We start from the raw sequence: 16,383 nt of genomic DNA on the forward strand, positions 1-16,383 counted from the left end.
CTAAGCAACCTTGAGTGCGTTGTTCCCGGCGATATCAAATTTGGGCGACCGGCCCATGGGGCCGGAGAGTTGAGGGCTAAATCGCCGGGCCCAGCAGGTCGTCCGCGTCGCGGATGATGTAGCCGTAGCCCTGCTCGGCGAGGAAGCGCTGCCGGTGCGCGGCGTACTCCGCGTCCAGGCTGTCGCGCGCCACCACGGAGTAGAAGATGGCGCCACCGCCGTCGGCCTTGGGCCGCAGTAGCCGGCCCAGCCGCTGGGCTTCCTCCTGGCGCGAGCCGAAGGTTCCCGAAACCTGCACCGCCACAGAGGCTTCCGGCAGATCGATGGAGAAGTTGGCGACCTTGGACACCACCAGTGTGTTCACCTCGCCCCGGCGGAACGCGTCGAACAGCTCCTCGCGTTCCTTGGTCCGGGTCGACCCCTGGATCACCGGGGCGTTCAGCTCGGCGCCCAACTCGTCGAGCTGGTCGAGGTAGGCGCCGATCACCAGCGTCTGCTCGTCGGGGTGCCGGCTGAGCACCGACTTCACCACCGCGATCTTCGAATGCGCCGTCGAGCAAAGCTTGTAACGCTCTTCGGGTTCGGCGGTGGCGTACATCATCCGCTCGTTGTCGGTCATGGTCACCCGCACCTCGACGCACTCCGCGGGCGCGATCCACCCCTGGGCCTCGATGTCCTTCCACGGCGCGTCATAGCGCTTCGGGCCGATCAGGGAGAACACGTCACCCTCACGGCCGTCCTCGCGGACCAGCGTGGCGGTCAGGCCAAGGCGTCGCTTGGATTGCAGGTCGGCGGTCATCCGGAACACGGGCGCGGGCAGCAGGTGGACCTCGTCGTAGATGATCAGCCCCCAGTCGCGGCTGTCGAAAAGCTCCAGATGCCGGTACTCACCCTTGGTGCGGCGGGTGATCATTTGATACGTCGAGATCGTGACGGGCCGAATCTCCTTGCGCTCTCCCGAATACTCGCCGATCTCGTCCTCGGTCAGCGAGGTGCGCGCCACCAGTTCGCGCTTCCATTGCCGTGCCGCGACGATGTTGGTGACCAGGATCAGCGTTGTCGCGCTGGCCTTGGCCATCGCGGCCGCGCCCACCAGCGTCTTGCCCGCCCCGCACGGAAGGACCACCACCCCGGACCCGCCGGCCCAGAACGATTCGGTAGCCATCTGCTGGTAGTCGCGCAGATGCCAACCGTCCTGCGCCAGGCTGATCGGGTGCGCCTCGCCGTCCACGTAGCCCGCGAGATCCTCTGCGGGCCAACCGATCTTGAGCAACATCTGCTTGACCCGGCCGCGCTCGCTGGGGTGTACGACGACGGTGTCGTCGTCGATGCGGGCGCCGAGCATGGGAGCGATCTTCTTGTTGCGCAGCACCTCCTCGAGCACCGCGCGGTCCAGGCTGACCAGCGTCAGGCCGTGCGCCGGGTGTTTGACCAATTGCAGGCGGCCGTAGCGGGCCATGGTGTCGACGATGTCGACCAGCAGCGGCTGCGGCACCGCGTAGCGCGAGAAGCTGACCAGCGCGTCGACGACCTGTTCGGCGTCGTGGCCCGCGGCGCGGGCGTTCCACAGCGCCAACGGCGTGATGCGGTAGGTGTGCACGTGCTCAGGCGCGCGCTCCAGCTCCGCGAACGGCGCGATGGCGGCGCGCGCCGCGCCGGCCTGCTCGTGGTCCACTTCGAGCAGCACCGTCTTGTCGGACTGCACGATCAACGGGCCGTCAGTCAATGGCCCAACTCCTTCTCATCGTCTCGCGGGCGGCTGCCGCAACCCATTATCGGCCGTTGGCCGACACCACCGACGTGATGCGGTGGATGGCGAAGTCGCGCAGCCGCCCCGACGCCGAGTCGAACGCGGTCAGCTGACCGCCCCGAACGGTGATCGGCGACACAACCCGCTGGGTGGCGACACCCGCGGCATCCAGATAACCGATCACCAGGGTGTCTTGTTCCCTGGCCGCGCGCTGCAACAACGACATGGTGACCGCCGGGTCGGCGCGATTGTTGCCGAACGGTGCGGCGGTCACCTTGCGTAGCACTGCGACCACCGCGTTGAGGCTCTCGCTGTTGGGGCGCGGCATCGGGCGGTAGGGCCGGCGCTGCTGGGGCGTGGGGACCCGGGCGCCGCGGGGGCGGACGTCGACGATGGCGCCGGTGGAGTCCTCGGCCGCCGGGGCGAAGCCCGCCGCGCGCAGCGCGATCAACACCTCGGCGATCGGCGCCGGAGACACCGCGACGGTCGGGGCCAGGGCGCGCAGTTGCACCCCTTCCGTCGCGGGCGCGGCGACGGCCTGGGCCAACAGCGCGGGATCCTCGCACCGCACGAACGAAGCGGCCATGCCGATCCGCAGTTGACCATGCCGTCGCGCGACGTCGTCGATCAGATAGGTGAGCCCCTGCGGGACAGGCGTTTTGGAATGCCTGGTAAACAGGCCATGCATCCAGTCGCGGGTCTTTCCCACGTCGAGCGCGTGCCGGATCGACTGTTCGCTGATGCGGTACACCATCGCGGTGCCGGCCGATTCGACCGTGGCCACCGCGGCCAGGTCCTCGGCGAGATCGCGTTCCAGTGGCCCCGGCACGACGACGGTCAGGTCAGCCTGAACCAGGAAGTAATCGATCGGTTTCGGCAGCGCCCGCGCCATGGCGTCGACCGCGGCTTTCGAATCGGCGTCGTCATCGAGCAGCGCGCGGCCGGGGCTGCTGAGCGCCCCGCGACCTACCAGGCCCAGCGCGTGGCTCTCGGCCAGCAGATCACCCACGGGTCCGGGCTGGAGCCGCTTGGCCCAGCGGGGGCGTCGCCAGATCAGTGCCGCCGACGCGGAGACCGCGTTGACACCGGCGCCCGGGGGCAATTGGGCCAGTGTGCCCAGCAGCAGTCGGCGATCCAGCGGCGCGGCCGTCGAATACAGCGCATCGTTAAGGGCGCCATAGGGTTTGGCGTCGGGACCGCGGCTGCCGATCAGGGCCGGACGGCTCGGCAGGTCCAGCCAACTGCTGGCCAGCAGCTGCCAGCGCTCGGCGGTGGGCAGCGCCGTGAACCGGTCGGTGGCCACCGTTGGCGCCCAGAAAGGTCCATCAAGGTTGGGGCCGGTGGCCGGTGGTGGGTCGGGCATCCCGCTGGCGATCAAACCGGCCGCGGCCGCCAACTCGAGGATCAAGCCCAGCCGCGATTCCTCGATGCCCGTCGTCTTGCTGAGCCGCTTGACGTCACGGATCCCCAATCCGCCGCTGCGCAGCTCGGGTACCGGTGCGGCCGCCAGCGTTTCGATCAGGACCTCGAGTTCTCGCAGCAGGTCGATGGTGGCCCCCGCCGCCGCCGCGTCGGCGTCGTCGGCGGTGGTGGTCGACACCACCGGATCGGGTGCGGTCAGCTGCATCGGGCCGGGTCGTTCGCCGCGCAGCACCTGCGCGACGTGGCGGGGCAGGATCACGGTCTCGGCGTCGATGCGCCGCAGCAGTCCCATCGCCAACAGCTGAGGCACCGGTCGGTCCGCGGGGGCCCCGGGTGCGGCGTCACGGGTGCGGCCCATCGGGGAACCCTCGAGGAGCTTCTCCAGCACGTCGAGCTGGGCCTGGTTCAGGTCGTCGATGAGGCCTGCGATCTCTTCGCCCGTGCGGGAGGCGTCCTCGAGGGTGACTTGGCCCGGGTACCAGGGCAGCGCCGTGCCGGCGTCCGGCGCGATGCGGAGCGCCGCATCGCCCCAGACCAACGCCCGGTCGCGGAGGTCGTCCAGCGCGCCTACCACGTCGGCCTGGCGAGCGCGCTCACCGATCAATGCCAACAGTTTCGTCGTCGGGACCGGCGTGGTGTCGGCCTGGAGCACCAGCAACGCGTCGAGCACCGCGAGGCGCAGAAAGTCGAGCTCGTCGGTGGCGGCCTTGACCGACTGGCGGGCCTGAGCGCGCGCGGCCAGTGCGGCGATGCTGCCGGGCGGGGGCTGGGCGAGGTCCGGCCTCAGCTCTAGCAGTCGGATCAGCCGCTCGTCGGGCAAGTCGGCCAGCCACGACCCCAGCGGGATGTCCGGGGTGTTGTCGGTCATTGCTGACCAGCGTAAAACAGTCGGCGGGTCGCACGTAGGCAACGATGTCGGCGGCTCCTCGGCCGAACTGCCGGTCTTGCACGACACGCGCAACAGCGACCTGTCAGAATGGACGGCGTGGCTGACACTGCTGAGGGCAAAGCCCGCAAAACGAGGTATGTCGACAACGGGTGGCCGACGACGGACCCGGACGACCATGCGGTGAGCGAACTCGTCACAGACCGGACGGGCGCGTTGTCGCCGTTCGGCGAGCTGGTGTTCCCGCTGCCCTCCACTGAGCTGCCCTACCTGCACCCGGTCACGGTCGTTAACCGGTAGGCGCCAGGATGGCTAAGGCCTCTGAGGCCGCCAAGCCCCCGGCGACCTGGGCATCGGGAGAATCCGGCCCGGGCGCGCTGTCACACCTGGACGACCGCGGCGCGGCGCACATGGTCGATGTCAGCGGCAAGGGAACCACGAAACGGACCGCCGTGGCCGCGGGTGCCTTGCACACTTCCCCGCACGTGGTGGAGCTGATCTCGGCCGGGGGTCTGCCCAAGGGCGACGCGCTGGCCACCGCCCGCGTGGCGGGCATCCTCGCGGCCAAGCGCACCAGTGAGCTGATCCCGCTCTGCCATCAGTTGGCGCTCACCGGAGTCGACGTGGATTTCACCGTGGGGGCCGCCGACATCGAGATCACCGCGACGGTGCGCAGCACCGACCGCACGGGGGTGGAGATGGAGGCCCTGACCGCCGTCAGTGTGGCCGGCCTGACGCTCTACGACATGATCAAAGCCGTGGATCCCGCCGCACGCCTCGACGACATCCGGGTGCTGCGCAAGGAAGGCGGCAAGACGGGGACGTGGGTGCGGTGATGAGCACCCGATCCGCGCGCGTCATCATCGCCTCGACCCGCGCGTCGGCGGGAGTTTATGACGATCGCTGCGGGCCGATCGTCGCGGAATGGCTTACAGAGCGCGAGTTTTCGTTCGCCGATCCGGAGGTGGTCGCCGACGGGGAGCCGGTCGGCGAGGCCCTGCGCAAGGCGGTCGATGACGGCGTCGACGTCGTCATCACATCGGGCGGTACCGGCATCTCGCCCAGTGACAGCACACCGGACCAGACCGTCGCGGTGCTGGACTACATGATCCCGGGTCTGGCCGACGCTATCCGCCGGGCGGGCCTGCCGAAGGTGCCGACCTCGGTGCTGTCGCGCGGGGTGTGTGGTGTGGCGGGGCGGACCCTGATCGTCAACCTGCCGGGTTCGCCCGGCGGGGTGCGCGACGGCCTGGGCGTGCTCGACGACGTGCTCGATCACGCGCTCGATCAGCTCGCCGGTGGAGACCACCAGCGATGACGCTCGTCGTCCGCGCGGCCATGACCGATCACCCGATCTTTTTGGCCGAGCACGAAGAGCTCGTGGCCCATCAGTCGGCCGGGGCCGTCGTCGGCTTCGTCGGCATGATCCGCGACCACGACGGCGGGCGGCGGGTGGTTCGGCTGGAGTACTCCGCGCATCCGTCGGCTGAACAAGTCTTGGCCGAGGTCGTCTCCGACGTCGCGGAGCAGTCGAGCGGGGTGCGTGCCGTCGCGGCCAGTCACCGGATCGGGGTGCTGCGCATCGGGGAGGCCGCGCTGGTGGCCGCCGTCGCGGCCGACCACCGTCAGGCGGCGTTTGCCACCTGTGCCCTGCTGGTCGACGAGATCAAGGCGCGGCTACCGGTATGGAAGCACCAGTTCTTCGACGACGGAACCGAAGAATGGGTGGGCTCGGCGTAACGGCGTAGCGATTGGAATGCCGGCACGCCCCGAAGCGCAAACGTTCGAGGCGTGCCGGGCAGTCTGGTGGGGGCGCCTCAGGTGGCCGGCGACGGCTGGGCGATCGCGTCGAGCGCGTCGTTGCCCCGGATGTCCTGAGCCCGGATGGCGTCCCAGAGCTGCTTGGTGTAGCCGGCCGAGGAAACATCCTGCGGCATGTTGGCCGGGACGAAGCCGTGGAAATCGGTGTCCACGGCCGGCGCGTCGGCCGGGGGTGCCGGGGGCAGGTCCGCCGGGGGTGCCGGGGGCAGGTCCGCCGGAGGCGCCGGGGGCACGTCGGCGGGCGGCGCCGGCGGCATGGCGTCGGCGGGCGGTGCCGGGGGCAGATCCGCCGGAGGAGCCGGCTGGTCGAAGCCGGTCAGCTGCACGGGCGGCGCAGGCGGCGGCGGGGCGTCTGGCGGGGGTGCGTCGGCGGGCGGGGGAGCCAGGGGCGCCGGCTGCCCGTTGATACCGGGCGCATCCAGCGGCGCGTCCAGGCCGGCCGGCGCCGGAACCTCGCGCGGGGACGGGCCGGAAAGCGGGCCACCACACACCGGCCACGCTCCGCGGCCCTGGGTGGCCAGCACGCGCTCGGCGACGGCGATCTGTTGTTCCTTGGTGGCCAGTTCGGCCGACGGCGCGTACTGGCCGCCGCCGTGGGAAGCCCAAGTGCTCGAGCTGAACTGCACGCCACCGTGGTAGCCGTTGCCGGTATTGATTGCCCAGTTGCCGCCGGACTCGCAACGGGCTACTTGATCCCATTCGCCGTCGGTGGCCGCGGCCGCCTGGCCGGCCAGGGCGATGCTGCCGCCACCGAGGACCGCGCCGGTGACGGCGATCTTGGCGACGCTGATGTTTGACGTGCTGGGCTTACGGTGACGTCCACTCATAGGCCGAAAAAAATCCTCTCTCGTCACGCGCCTGCGAGGTCAGCTGTCGGGTTCGGGTTGGAGAGGCCACCCGGCCGTTGTCGCGTCCGCTCGGGAGCGACCTCGGCTTCACCCCTAGGGGCCGCACGCGGCCCCAATCCGATCACGGTGGACCGGTGGGTCCCCCGTCTCCATCCACGTTGGTCAGAGGGCCCCGCCTATTGGATGGAGCTCGGCGCGATAGGAGGGGAGGTCCGCCAATTCGGTTGTCTTGGCGAGCCTTCCGAGAAAGGTAGCGGGTTCTGTCGGCCCCGTCACGTTGCGCGAAACCCGGCGTTTCCCTCTCGGCCATCTGGGAAAACGTTCCGGACATTCGGTATCCGCGCAGGTCATAGCGCTCGATATCCGAGCGTGATTACGCCGTTATCTTTCCGTTACGTGAGATATTTCACAGTTTCACCCGCCGGCGAAGGGGGGTAGGACGTCGATCGTGTTTCCGGCGCGTAACGGTGTGGTCTCGTCGCGCACGGCGACCCCATCGCACAGGTAAGAACATCTGCCCAACACCGCGGCGAGTTGGGAGCCCCGCACGGCGAGGCGCTCGACCAGCTCGGCCACCGTGGTGCCGGGCCGCACGACCACCGTTTCCGACTCGGCTCCCGCCGCCGCCCGTGCGGCCGCGAAATAGCGCACCGTCACCTGGATCCCGTCTTGCTGGACGGCATGACCCATGGGGCTAGCCACCGATCGCGCTCATCGGACGGTCGGGCTGGACGAAGCTCGGGTCGTTGATCCCGTGACCGGCCGGCTTGCCCCACATCGCGACCCGCCACGCCGCTTCGATCGCGTCGTCGGAAGCGCCGGTGCGCAGCAGGCTCCGAAGATCGGTCTCCTCGGTCGAAAACAGGCAGCTGCGGACCTGACCGTCGGCGGTCAGGCGGGTGCGATCGCACGCCGAACAGAAGGCGTGGGAAACCGACGCGATGACGCCGAACTTTCCGCTCGGCGTGCCCGGACCCGTGTCGACCAGCCAGAGCTCGGCGGGCGCCGAACCGCGCGGCGCCGGGTCGGGACGGAGCCGGAAGTGGGGGCGCAGCGTGTCGAGCACGTCGTCGGCGCTGAGCGCGGCGCCCGGACGCCATTGGTGCCCCGCGTCCAGCGGCATCTGCTCGATGACCCGCAGTTGGTGGCCGCGCTCGAGACAGAATCGCAGCAATTCGACGACGTCCTCCCGCCCGGTGAGCGGGTCGAGCACGGCGTTGACCTTGACCGGTGTCAGGCCGGCGGCGTGGGCCGCGGCCAGGCCGTCGAGCACGTCTCCGAGCCGATCCCGGCGGGTGATTGCCGCGAAGTGTCCGCGATCCACGCTGTCCATCGATACGTTGACGCGGTCCAGGCCCGCCCGGGCGAGCCCGGCCGCCCGTCGCGCCAAGCCGACGCCATTGGTGGTCAACGAGATCTCCGGGCGGGGGCGCAGGCCCGCCACCGCGGCGACGACCTCTTCGAGGTGCCGCGCCAACAGGGGCTCACCACCGGTGAACCGCACGCTGGTGATGCCCAACCGGCTGACGGCGATCTGCATCAGCCGGGCCAGCTCCTCGGGCCGCAGCAGTTGCTCGCCGGGCAACCAATCCAGGCCTTCTGCCGGCATGCAGTAGTTGCACCGAAGATTGCAGCGGTCGGTCAGCGAGACCCGCAGGTCGGTGGCGACCCGCCCGTAGGTGTCCACCAGCGGGCCCGTGGTCGGGGCGTTCCGCGCGGCTGCGGCGGCGCGGCCCGGCACCGTCGGCACACCCAGCGCGGTCAGCGTCATGCGGCCATTACCTGGGAGGGCGAACTGGCGGGAACGATCTGCTTGCCCAGCGGCATCAACGACACGGGGATCAGTTTGAGGTTGGCCAGCGCCAGCGGAATGCCGACGATCGTGGCGGCCATCGCCAGCGCGCTGACCACGTGGCCGATCGCCAGCCACAATCCGAACAGCAGCACCCAGATGACGTTTCCGATCAGCGCCCCCGTGCCTGCGGTCGGCTTGTCGACGATGGTGCGGCCGAACGGCCACAACGCGTACGAGGCGATGCGCAGCGACGCGAAGCCGAAGGGAATGGTGATGATCAGCAAGAAGCTGACGAGCGCCGCGAGCAGGTATCCGGCGGCCATCCACAGGCCGCCGAACACGAGCCAGATGATGTTCAGGATTAGGCGCATCTCTCCTCCACCGGTACCGCCCAGCGTACCCAGTGGGCGATAACGGGGGTGCTCGTTAGGCAAGCATCCGAGTAGGATCAAGGACCAAACGGCGTCCTGCGCAGGCGGGACGCTTATTGTGTTGGCCATTCTATTGATCCGTTAGACAAGCAGGTGAGACCAGTGCCGACCGGCAAGGTTAAGTGGTACGACGCCGACAAGGGGTTTGGCTTCCTGTCGCAAGAGGACGGCGAGGACGTGTACGTCCGCTCGTCGGCGTTGCCCGCTGGGGTCGAGGGGCTCAAAGCGGGCCAGCGCGTGGAGTTCGGCATCGCCTCCGGGCGGCGTGGGCCTCAGGCGCTGAGCCTCAAGCTGATTGAGCCGCCGCCCAGCCTCACCAAGGCTCAGGGGCGCCGCGAGACGACCGCCGAGCACAAGCACAGCCCCGACGAACTGCACGGCATGGTCGAGGACATGATCACGTTGCTGGAGAGCGCCGTGCAGCCCGAGCTACGCAAGGGCCGCTACCCGGACCGCAAGACGGCTCGACGGGTTTCCGAGGTGGTTCGCGCGGTCGCCCGCGAGCTCGACGCCTAGCTCGCGGGCGCCGTTCGTCGGCGCGGGGCTGGGGCAGAATTGTGGCCATGGCCGCCTACGTCGCCGGAAAAGGTGACTTCAACCGAGACACCAACTACATCACCACCCGCGTCACCGCCGACGGGCGCGACGGCTACCCCGTGGAGCCCGGCAGGTACCGGCTGGTCGTCGCCCGCGCGTGCCCGTGGGCCAACCGCGCGATCATCGTCCGTCGGTTGCTGGGCCTGGAAAGCGTTCTGTCGATTGGCTTTTGCGGACCCACGCACGACGAACGCAGCTGGACGTTCGATCTGGACCCCGGGGGCGTGGACCCCGTCTTGAAGATCCCTCGGCTGCAGGACGCCTACTTCAAGCGCTTCCCCGGCTACCCCAAGGGCATCACGGTGCCCGCGATCGTCGACGTTCCCAGCGGCGCGGTCGTCACCAATGACTTCGCGCAGATGACCCTGGACTTCTCGACGGAATGGACCGCCTACCACCGCGACGGGGCACCGGAGTTGTACCCCGAGCGCCTGCGCGCGGAGATCGATGAGGTGAACAAGCGGGTCTACACCGAGATCAACAACGGGGTGTACCGCTGCGGTTTCGCCGGCTCGCAACAGGCCTACGACGCGGCCTACGACCGGCTGTTCGCCGCGTTGGATTGGGTCAGCGATCGCCTGGCCGACCAACGATATCTGGTGGGCGACACCATAACCGAGGCCGACGTGCGGTTGTTCACCACGCTGGCCCGCTTCGACCCGGTCTACCATGGCCATTTCAAGTGCAACCGAAGCAAGCTGAGCGAGCTGCCGGTGTTGTGGGCGTACGCGCGCGACCTGTTCCAGACACCCGGGTTCGGCGACACCGTCGACTTCGTGCAGATCAAGCAGCACTACTACATCGTGCACACCGACATCAATCCCACCGGCATCGTGCCCACGGGGCCGGACCTGTCGAGCTGGCTGTCACCGCACGGCCGGGAAGCGCTGGGCGGCAAGCCCTTCGGCGACGGGACCCCTCCCGGGCCACCCGTCGAAGGGGAGCGGGTACCCGCCGGGCATGGCGCGTGAGTCGAAGTGCTTTTCCTGGCCCACCGTGAACTCGTTGGGCCGTGAAAGCATTGTTTCGCCCAACAACCCGACGTTCGGCGATCCAATGCTCAATACGTAAGGCGCACCGACCATTCCGCGTGGGGGACATCGCGCAACTCACCGGAGGGATCCATGACGAGCGTCAGCAACTGCACCACTATCCCGACCACGCGCCCGCGGTGGGGGTCGACCGGCGGGATGGTGACGGCGAACCGGGTGCCCGGCCGAAAGATGGTGCTGGTGGTGTTGGTTGGGTCCTCGTAGACCTGCAGCAGCCGCCACGGTGCCCGGTAAATCGCGTCGGGCACCGAGAGTTGCACCGGGTAGCGCTCGCTGACCTTCAGCTCACCCTGCGCCTGGGGCGTGTCGCAGTCTTCGAGGTTGAGCACGCTGCAGTAGAGGTACGGCCCCACCCTCGCGAGGTGACCGTGCGAATACGCGCTGATCTCGGGGCGCTGCGGGCCGGACGGGCGCACCAGCAGCCAGGTACCCACACCGACGGCCACGCACGCCAGAGTCATCAGGCCGGCCAGCAGCACGGCCACACTGCGTTTCACTCGGGCACCACCGCCGGGCGGCCGGGACGGACGCCTTCCTGCTCCACCATGACGGGCCGGTTACCTCCGAGTCCGGGGATCAGCGAGTTCCCTTGGTAGCTAACGAGTGTCTGCGCCAATCCGAGGATCAGCAGGGCGGTGACGGCGGTGAAGCCGACCCACAACTCGGTGTACACCAGGACGCCCACGGCGCCGCCGAGCACCCAGGCCAGCTGCAGCGTCGACTCCGAACGCCCGAATCCCGAGGCGCGCGATTCCTCGGGCAGATCGTTTTGCAGTGAGGCGTCCAGCGAAGCTTTCGCGATGGCGCTCGAGCCCGAGGTGACCAGCGTGGCGATCACGGCCGCCACGAGCGTGCCCGCCACCGCGGCCGCCAGCGCGACCGCCGAGACCGCCAGCGTGCAGCGCACCACCAACACGGCAGGCCGGCCCAGCTGCAGGCGCGCGGCGGCGAAGTTGCCGGCGAAATTACCGATGCCTGCCGCCGCGCCGATCATCCCGAGCATGCCCAGCTGAACCCAGCCGTTGGCTTGATGCGCCTTGGCGACGAACGCCGGGTACAGGAACAGGAAGCCGACCATGACCTTGATGGTGCAGTTTCCCCACAAGGAGGTAATGATGTTGCGGCCCAGCGGTTGCCGGAGCGTCCCCCTGACCTTCTTGACTTCGTGGTGCCAGCTGCGCCGCTGCGGTTCGCCGTCCTGGCGGTAGCTCAACGTGGCGGGCACCTCACCGGCCGTCACCTCGACCCAGCGCGGGATCCGCATCGACAGCGAGGCGCCGACGACCGTGACCGCGATAACGACGAACAACGCGCCGGGCAACTTGAACAGGTGGGTGCAGACGAACTCCACGCCCGCGGCGATCGCCCCGCCGGCGATGGTGCCGCCGAGCAGACCGAACACGGTCAGCCGCGAGTTCACCCGCACCAGGTCGATGGTCGGCGGCATGACGCGTGGCGTGACGGCGCTGCGCAGCACGCTGAACGATTTGGAGAACACCATCATGGCCAGGGCGCACGGATAAAGCACCCACGACGGGTAGCTTCCGGTGGCGCCGTCGTAATTCATGATCAGCACCAGCGCCAGCGCCGTTCGCAGGACGAACGACCCGGCGAGCGCGACTCGCCGGCCGTGCTGCAAACGGTCCAGCGCCGGGCCGATGAGCGGCGCGATGACCGCGAACGGGGCGATGGTGATCAGCAGATACAACGCAACCCGGCCCTTGCTCTCCCCGGTGGCCGCCGCGAAGAACAGCGTGTTGGCGAGCGCGACGGCCATCGCGGCGTCCACCGCGAAGTTGGCCACCACCGGCCACGTCAGCGCCGTCAGGCCGGACTTGTCGGCGCCGTCGGCGGTGGCGGCGCGTTGCACCATCCAGTACATCCGCGACCCCATCTCGCGGCTGCGCAGGGCGGCGGCGCGAGTGACGGTGATCCGTTCACCGGGGGCGGCAGGGCGGGGGGCCGGTGTGTCGTGTTGGTCGGGCTCCGAATGCTGGCCGATCGGCGGCAGATAGCGATTGGCGCTCGGCATCGGCGGTGGCCGGCGCCTACGCCGATCGGCGGCATCGTCGGCGGGGTAATTTGCCGTGCCCGGATGCTGATTGCCGGCCCCGTTGCGGGGCCGGTGACCCGGGGTAGAGGCCACGCGGCCCGGATCATCACGCCGCCGTCCAGACACGTTGGAGATTCTCCCCTATGCCGACGGCAAGCGTCTGCAGGTAACGGGGTGTGGCTCGCCAACCTAGTATTGGAACCGCAATGGAGAAAGAGGACACCTTGACCGGACCCAGCGAGCACTCCGCCGGGGCGACCGTGGCCGACTGGCCCGAAGGGTTGGCCGCGGTGCTGAAGGGTGCGGTGGACCAGGCCAGGGCCGCCGTCGTCGAGTTCAGCGGCGCCGAGACCGTGGGCGATTACCTGGGCGTCAGCTACGAGGACCCGGCCGCCGCCACACACCGGTTCCTTGCGCATCTGCCTGGCTATCAGGGCTGGCAGTGGGCCGTCGTGGTCGCCGCCTATCCCGGTGCCGACCACGCCACCGTGAGTGAGGTGGTGCTGATTCCGGGCCCGACGGCGTTGCTGGCACCCGAGTGGGTCCCGTGGGATCAGCGGGTGCGGCCCGGGGACTTGAGCCCCGGGGACCTGCTGGCGCCCGCGGCCGACGATCCGCGGCTGGTTCCCGGCTACACGGCCAGCGGCGACCCCGAGGTGGACGAGACCGCCGCCGAGATCGGTCTGGGCCGGCGCTGGGTCATGAGTGCGTTCGGCCGCGCGGAGGCGGCCGAACGATGGCACACCGGAGAGCACGGTCCCGACTCGCCGATGGCGCGCTCGACCAAACGGGTGTGCCGCGACTGCGGCTTCTACCTGCCGTTGGCGGGATCGCTCGGTTCGATGTTCGGCGTGTGCGGCAACGAGCTGTCGGCCGACGGGCAGATCGTCGACAAGCAGTACGGTTGCGGCGCGCACTCGGACACGCCGGCTCCCGCGGGCACCGGTTCACCGATGTACGAGCCCTACGACGATGGCGTGCTCGACGTCCTGGAGCCGCCGGCAGAGCCGGCCGAGGCTTCGGAGCCGGCGGCCGCGGACGCGCCGACAGAGGAAGCGGAATCCGAGCCCGCAGAGTCCGAGCCCCACGATGGCCCGCAGGCGGAACCGGACTCGGTGACACCAACTTCGGAGACGCCCGAACCCCGGGCCGAAGCGCCGGATCCGGAGGCCGAAGCACCGGATCAGGAGACCCAAGCCGAGGCGCCGGAGTCGGGGCCCGAGGCGGACTAGGCCTTTTCGGCGGCGGCCTTGATCTTGGCCAGCGACGCGTTCATGCCGTCGACCAATTCGCGTTCGAAGTTGGTGGTCCCGCCGAACAGTGCGTTCACCGACAGGTTGGAAAACGCGGTCACGCCGTTCTCGGCATGGCGGCTCTCGATCACCCGGGTGCCCGTTTCGGTGGGCTGGAGTTCGTAGCTCCAGATCGTGTTGTTGGTGTTGACGCGAAACGCCAGCTTGGTCTCGGGGATGACCTCGACGACCGTCGAAGTGGTCGGCCAGAACATTGCGTTACGGCGATTGATGTTGAGCGTGCGGGTGCCCTGCCGCAATGGACCGAACGTCTTCATCCAACGACATTGCGGGCTCCACTCCGGCATCCGCCGGAGATCGGATATCAGCTCCCACACCGTGGAAACCGGTGCGTCGATGTCGATTTGGGCTTGCAGTAGCGGGGCTACCATCGATCCCTCCCGTGTCCCTGGTTGCGAAAACTAGCCGTGGTCGAAATAGTTTTCGAGTCCGACCTGTGCACCACGTGCGCCCCGACGGGCTTCCGCGAGTTGTAACACGAAGATGCTCGTGCCCAGCACTGTCACCCCGAGCCCGGCCAGCGTCAGCGGACGCCAGCTCTGCAGGGACGGCACAAGGAAGGCGGCGGCCGCCGCGACCACCCAACCCAGCGCGCCGACGGCGAGGAACGGCCACGCGTTGAGCAGCGCAGGCGGCAGCGGCGGAGGCTCGCGGTGTGGGCCGGGTTCAGCAGGCATCGCGATTAACATAGCCGCCGCCGCGCGGCGCCAAAACACCCACATGCGCGGCGGGGCGGACCCAAAACGCCTGCGCCGCGCCGGTTGAGCGCCCGCCCAGCGGTTCGGCGCTATCCGGCGCGCCCAGCGGTGAGGATCAGAGCCCGTCGTTCACCGTTTCGTATCCCGATTTCCTGAGGTTCCGTGTAACCTCGCGCCATGCCTGACAGCGATGCGCGGCTGGCCAGCGACCTGTCGCTGGCGGTCATGCGGCTCGCCCGCCAACTGCGGTTCCGAAACCCGTCGTCGCCAGTGTCGTTGTCCCAGCTGTCGGCGTTGGCGACGCTGGCCAACGAGGGCCCGATGACGCCGGGCGCGCTGGCGATTCGCGAACGCGTCCGGCCGCCGTCGATGACCCGCGTGATCGCTTCGCTGGCCGACATGGGCCTGGTGGACCGCGCCCCGCATCCCATCGACGGACGGCAGGTGCTGGTCTCGGTCTCCCAGTCCGGCGCCGAGCTGGTCAAGGCGACCCGGCGCGCGCGTCAGGAGTGGTTGGCCAAACGGTTGGCGACGCTGGACAGCGAACAGCGCGACACCCTGCGCAACGCGGCCGACCTGATGCTGGCCTTGGTCGACGAAGGCCCGTGAGCCGCGGGATCGATGGTCTGAACGTTCAGGACGTCGCCGATCCCGACGACCCCCGGCTCGACGATTTCCGCGACCTGAACAGCGTCGACCGCCGTCCCGACCTGCCGTCGGGCAAGGGTTTGGTGATCGCCGAAGGCGTGCTCGTCGTTCAGCGCATGCTGGCGTCCCGGTTCACCCCGCACGCCCTGCTCGGGACCGACCGACGGCTGGGCGAGCTCGCCGACGACCTCGCGGGCAGCGCCGTGCCGTTCTACCGAGCCTCCGCCGACGTCATGGCCCGGGTGGTGGGCTTTCACCTGAATCGGGGTGTGCTGGCGGCCGCCCGCAGGGTGCCGGAGCCCGGCCTCACCGAGCTGGTCGAGCGCGCCCGGACCGTTGCGGTGCTCGAGGGCGTCAATGACCACGAGAACCTGGGCTCGATCTTTCGCAACGCGGCCGGCCTGGGCGTGGACGCGGTGGTGTTCGGCAGCGGTTGCGCCGACCCGCTTTACCGTCGCGCCGTGCGGGTCTCCATGGGCCACGCCTTGTTGGTCCCATACGCGCGGGCGCCCGACTGGCCCGCGGACTTGGGGACGCTGAAAGACAACGGATTTCGGCTGCTGGCCATGACTCCGCACGGCAAGGCCTGCGCTCTGCCCGAGGCCATGGCGGCCGTCGGCGACGAACGCGTCGCGGTGCTGGTGGGCGCCGAGGGGCCGGGGCTCACGCCGGCCGCCTTGCGCTTGAGCGACGTGCACGCGCGCATCCCGATGTCTCGCGGCACCGACTCGCTCAACGTCGCCACTGCGGCCGCTTTGGCGTTCTACGAGCGGGCTAGGCTCGGGTCGTGAGCGACGATTCCGTGCCCTGGGCAACGGGTTTGACGGTTGCCGGGTTCGTCGCCGCAGTCACCGGGGCCGCCATCGTGGTGTTGAGCCTGGGACTGGTCCGGATCCATCCGCTGCTGGCGGTCGGGCTCAACGTCGTCGCGGCGGGCGGGCTGGCGCCCACGCTATGGGGTTGGCGGCACAAGCTGGTGCTGCGCTGGTTCCTGCTGGGCGCGGGGATCGGGGTGGCGGGAGCCTGGCTGACGCTGCTCGCGCTGACGCTGGCGCGGTAGCGCCACCAT

The 16,383-nt window shown here is 69.3% G+C and carries 19 protein-coding genes, 1 pseudogene and 1 riboswitch; of the genes and pseudogenes, 10 read left to right on the forward strand and 10 right to left on the reverse strand.

Annotation, left to right across the window (positions count from 1 at the left end):
• Positions 1-76: 76 nt before the first annotated feature.
• Together ACEL92_RS04800 and ACEL92_RS04805 are read right to left on the reverse strand one after the other, a co-directional pair.
• A complete protein-coding gene (locus tag ACEL92_RS04800; RefSeq protein ID WP_374024496.1) occupies positions 77-1,726 on the reverse strand; it encodes a DNA repair helicase XPB in 1,650 nt (549 codons plus the stop codon).
• Between the two features lie 46 nt (positions 1,727-1,772).
• Entirely contained in the window at positions 1,773-4,040 is a 2,268-nt protein-coding gene (locus ACEL92_RS04805; protein WP_374024497.1) for a helicase-associated domain-containing protein, read from the reverse strand.
• Between the two features lie 117 nt (positions 4,041-4,157).
• Here ACEL92_RS04805 and ACEL92_RS04810 point away from each other — a divergent pair, with 117 nt between their 5' ends.
• The 4 genes from ACEL92_RS04810 to ACEL92_RS04825 are packed head-to-tail and all read left to right on the forward strand — an operon-like array spanning position 4,158 to position 5,798.
• Positions 4,158-4,358 carry a hypothetical protein gene (locus tag ACEL92_RS04810; RefSeq protein WP_374024498.1) on the forward strand — a complete coding sequence of 67 codons (201 nt, stop codon included), beginning with the start codon at positions 4,158-4,160 and terminating at the stop codon, positions 4,356-4,358.
• Positions 4,359-4,366: 8 nt separating this feature from the next.
• Entirely contained in the window at positions 4,367-4,894 is a 528-nt protein-coding gene (gene moaC / locus ACEL92_RS04815) for a cyclic pyranopterin monophosphate synthase MoaC (RefSeq protein ID WP_374024499.1), read from the forward strand.
• A complete protein-coding gene (locus ACEL92_RS04820) occupies positions 4,894-5,376 on the forward strand; it encodes a molybdenum cofactor biosynthesis protein B (RefSeq protein WP_374024500.1) in 483 nt (160 codons plus the stop codon). Before moaC ends, ACEL92_RS04820 begins: the two co-directional genes overlap by 1 nt.
• Positions 5,373-5,798 (forward strand): molybdenum cofactor biosynthesis protein MoaE, encoded by a 426-nt coding sequence (locus tag ACEL92_RS04825; RefSeq protein ID WP_374024501.1) that lies wholly within the window; start codon positions 5,373-5,375, stop codon positions 5,796-5,798. The genes ACEL92_RS04820 and ACEL92_RS04825 overlap by 4 nt, the downstream gene beginning before the upstream one ends.
• 77 nt (positions 5,799-5,875) lie before the next feature.
• Here ACEL92_RS04825 and ACEL92_RS04830 read toward each other — a convergent pair whose 3' ends face one another.
• The 4 genes from ACEL92_RS04830 to ACEL92_RS04845 form a co-directional block, all read right to left on the reverse strand.
• Positions 5,876-6,706 (reverse strand): transglycosylase family protein, encoded by an 831-nt coding sequence (locus ACEL92_RS04830; RefSeq protein WP_374024502.1) that lies wholly within the window; start codon positions 6,704-6,706, stop codon positions 5,876-5,878.
• A 12-nt stretch (positions 6,707-6,718) separates the two neighbouring features.
• A riboswitch (cyclic di-AMP (ydaO/yuaA leader) is annotated at positions 6,719-6,933 on the reverse strand.
• 208 nt (positions 6,934-7,141) lie between these two features.
• Entirely contained in the window at positions 7,142-7,417 is a 276-nt protein-coding gene (locus ACEL92_RS04835; RefSeq protein WP_374026081.1) for a MoaD/ThiS family protein, read from the reverse strand.
• Positions 7,418-7,421: 4 nt separating this feature from the next.
• A complete protein-coding gene (moaA, locus tag ACEL92_RS04840; RefSeq protein WP_374024503.1) occupies positions 7,422-8,498 on the reverse strand; it encodes a GTP 3',8-cyclase MoaA in 1,077 nt (358 codons plus the stop codon).
• Complete coding sequence (locus ACEL92_RS04845; RefSeq protein WP_374024504.1) at positions 8,495-8,893, reverse strand: YccF domain-containing protein; 399 nt, start codon at positions 8,891-8,893, stop codon at positions 8,495-8,497. Before ACEL92_RS04845 ends, moaA begins: the two co-directional genes overlap by 4 nt.
• Positions 8,894-9,055: 162 nt before the next feature.
• Between ACEL92_RS04845 and ACEL92_RS04850 the strand changes: the two genes are divergently transcribed.
• A complete protein-coding gene (locus ACEL92_RS04850; RefSeq protein ID WP_374024505.1) occupies positions 9,056-9,469 on the forward strand; it encodes a cold-shock protein in 414 nt (137 codons plus the stop codon).
• Positions 9,470-9,516: 47 nt separating this feature from the next.
• A complete protein-coding gene (locus ACEL92_RS04855) occupies positions 9,517-10,521 on the forward strand; it encodes a glutathione S-transferase family protein (RefSeq protein WP_374024506.1) in 1,005 nt (334 codons plus the stop codon).
• Positions 10,522-10,610: 89 nt separating this feature from the next.
• Here ACEL92_RS04855 and ACEL92_RS04860 read toward each other — a convergent pair whose 3' ends face one another.
• The gene (locus tag ACEL92_RS04860; protein WP_374024507.1) at positions 10,611-11,099 is read right to left on the reverse strand and encodes a DUF2771 domain-containing protein; all 489 of its coding nucleotides are present in this window, start codon (positions 11,097-11,099) and stop codon (positions 10,611-10,613) included.
• Positions 11,096-12,748: an MFS transporter gene (locus tag ACEL92_RS04865; RefSeq protein WP_374024508.1), complete on the reverse strand. Its 1,653-nt coding sequence runs from the start codon at positions 12,746-12,748 to the stop codon at positions 11,096-11,098. The genes ACEL92_RS04860 and ACEL92_RS04865 overlap by 4 nt, the downstream gene beginning before the upstream one ends.
• 131 nt (positions 12,749-12,879) lie before the next feature.
• Here ACEL92_RS04865 and ACEL92_RS04870 point away from each other — a divergent pair.
• Positions 12,880-13,662: pseudogene (locus tag ACEL92_RS04870) on the forward strand (DUF3027 domain-containing protein); the annotation flags it as partial.
• Positions 13,663-13,883: 221 nt separating this feature from the next.
• On the opposite strand, the gene ACEL92_RS04875 reads toward ACEL92_RS04870, so the two are convergent.
• On the reverse strand, positions 13,884-14,339 hold the full coding sequence (locus ACEL92_RS04875; protein WP_374024509.1) for an SRPBCC family protein: 456 nt from the start codon (positions 14,337-14,339) through the stop codon (positions 13,884-13,886).
• A gap of 30 nt (positions 14,340-14,369) precedes the next feature.
• Positions 14,370-14,645 (reverse strand): DUF2530 domain-containing protein, encoded by a 276-nt coding sequence (locus ACEL92_RS04880; RefSeq protein WP_374024511.1) that lies wholly within the window; start codon positions 14,643-14,645, stop codon positions 14,370-14,372.
• A gap of 198 nt (positions 14,646-14,843) precedes the next feature.
• On the opposite strand from ACEL92_RS04880, the gene ACEL92_RS04885 reads away from it, so the two are divergent.
• From ACEL92_RS04885 to ACEL92_RS04895, 3 genes are read left to right on the forward strand one after another with little or no spacing between them, the layout of a single operon-like run.
• Entirely contained in the window at positions 14,844-15,275 is a 432-nt protein-coding gene (locus ACEL92_RS04885; protein WP_046184964.1) for a MarR family transcriptional regulator, read from the forward strand.
• A complete protein-coding gene (locus ACEL92_RS04890; protein WP_374024512.1) occupies positions 15,272-16,105 on the forward strand; it encodes a TrmH family RNA methyltransferase in 834 nt (277 codons plus the stop codon). The genes ACEL92_RS04885 and ACEL92_RS04890 overlap by 4 nt, the downstream gene beginning before the upstream one ends.
• Positions 16,102-16,374, forward strand: coding sequence for a DUF2537 domain-containing protein (locus tag ACEL92_RS04895; protein ID WP_374024513.1), 273 nt, complete (start codon positions 16,102-16,104; stop codon positions 16,372-16,374). The genes ACEL92_RS04890 and ACEL92_RS04895 overlap by 4 nt, the downstream gene beginning before the upstream one ends.
• The last annotated feature ends 9 nt before the right edge of the window (positions 16,375-16,383 follow it).

Source organism: Mycobacterium hainanense, assembly GCF_041890355.1.
Taxonomy (GTDB): Bacteria; Actinomycetota; Actinomycetes; order Mycobacteriales; family Mycobacteriaceae; genus Mycobacterium; species Mycobacterium hainanense.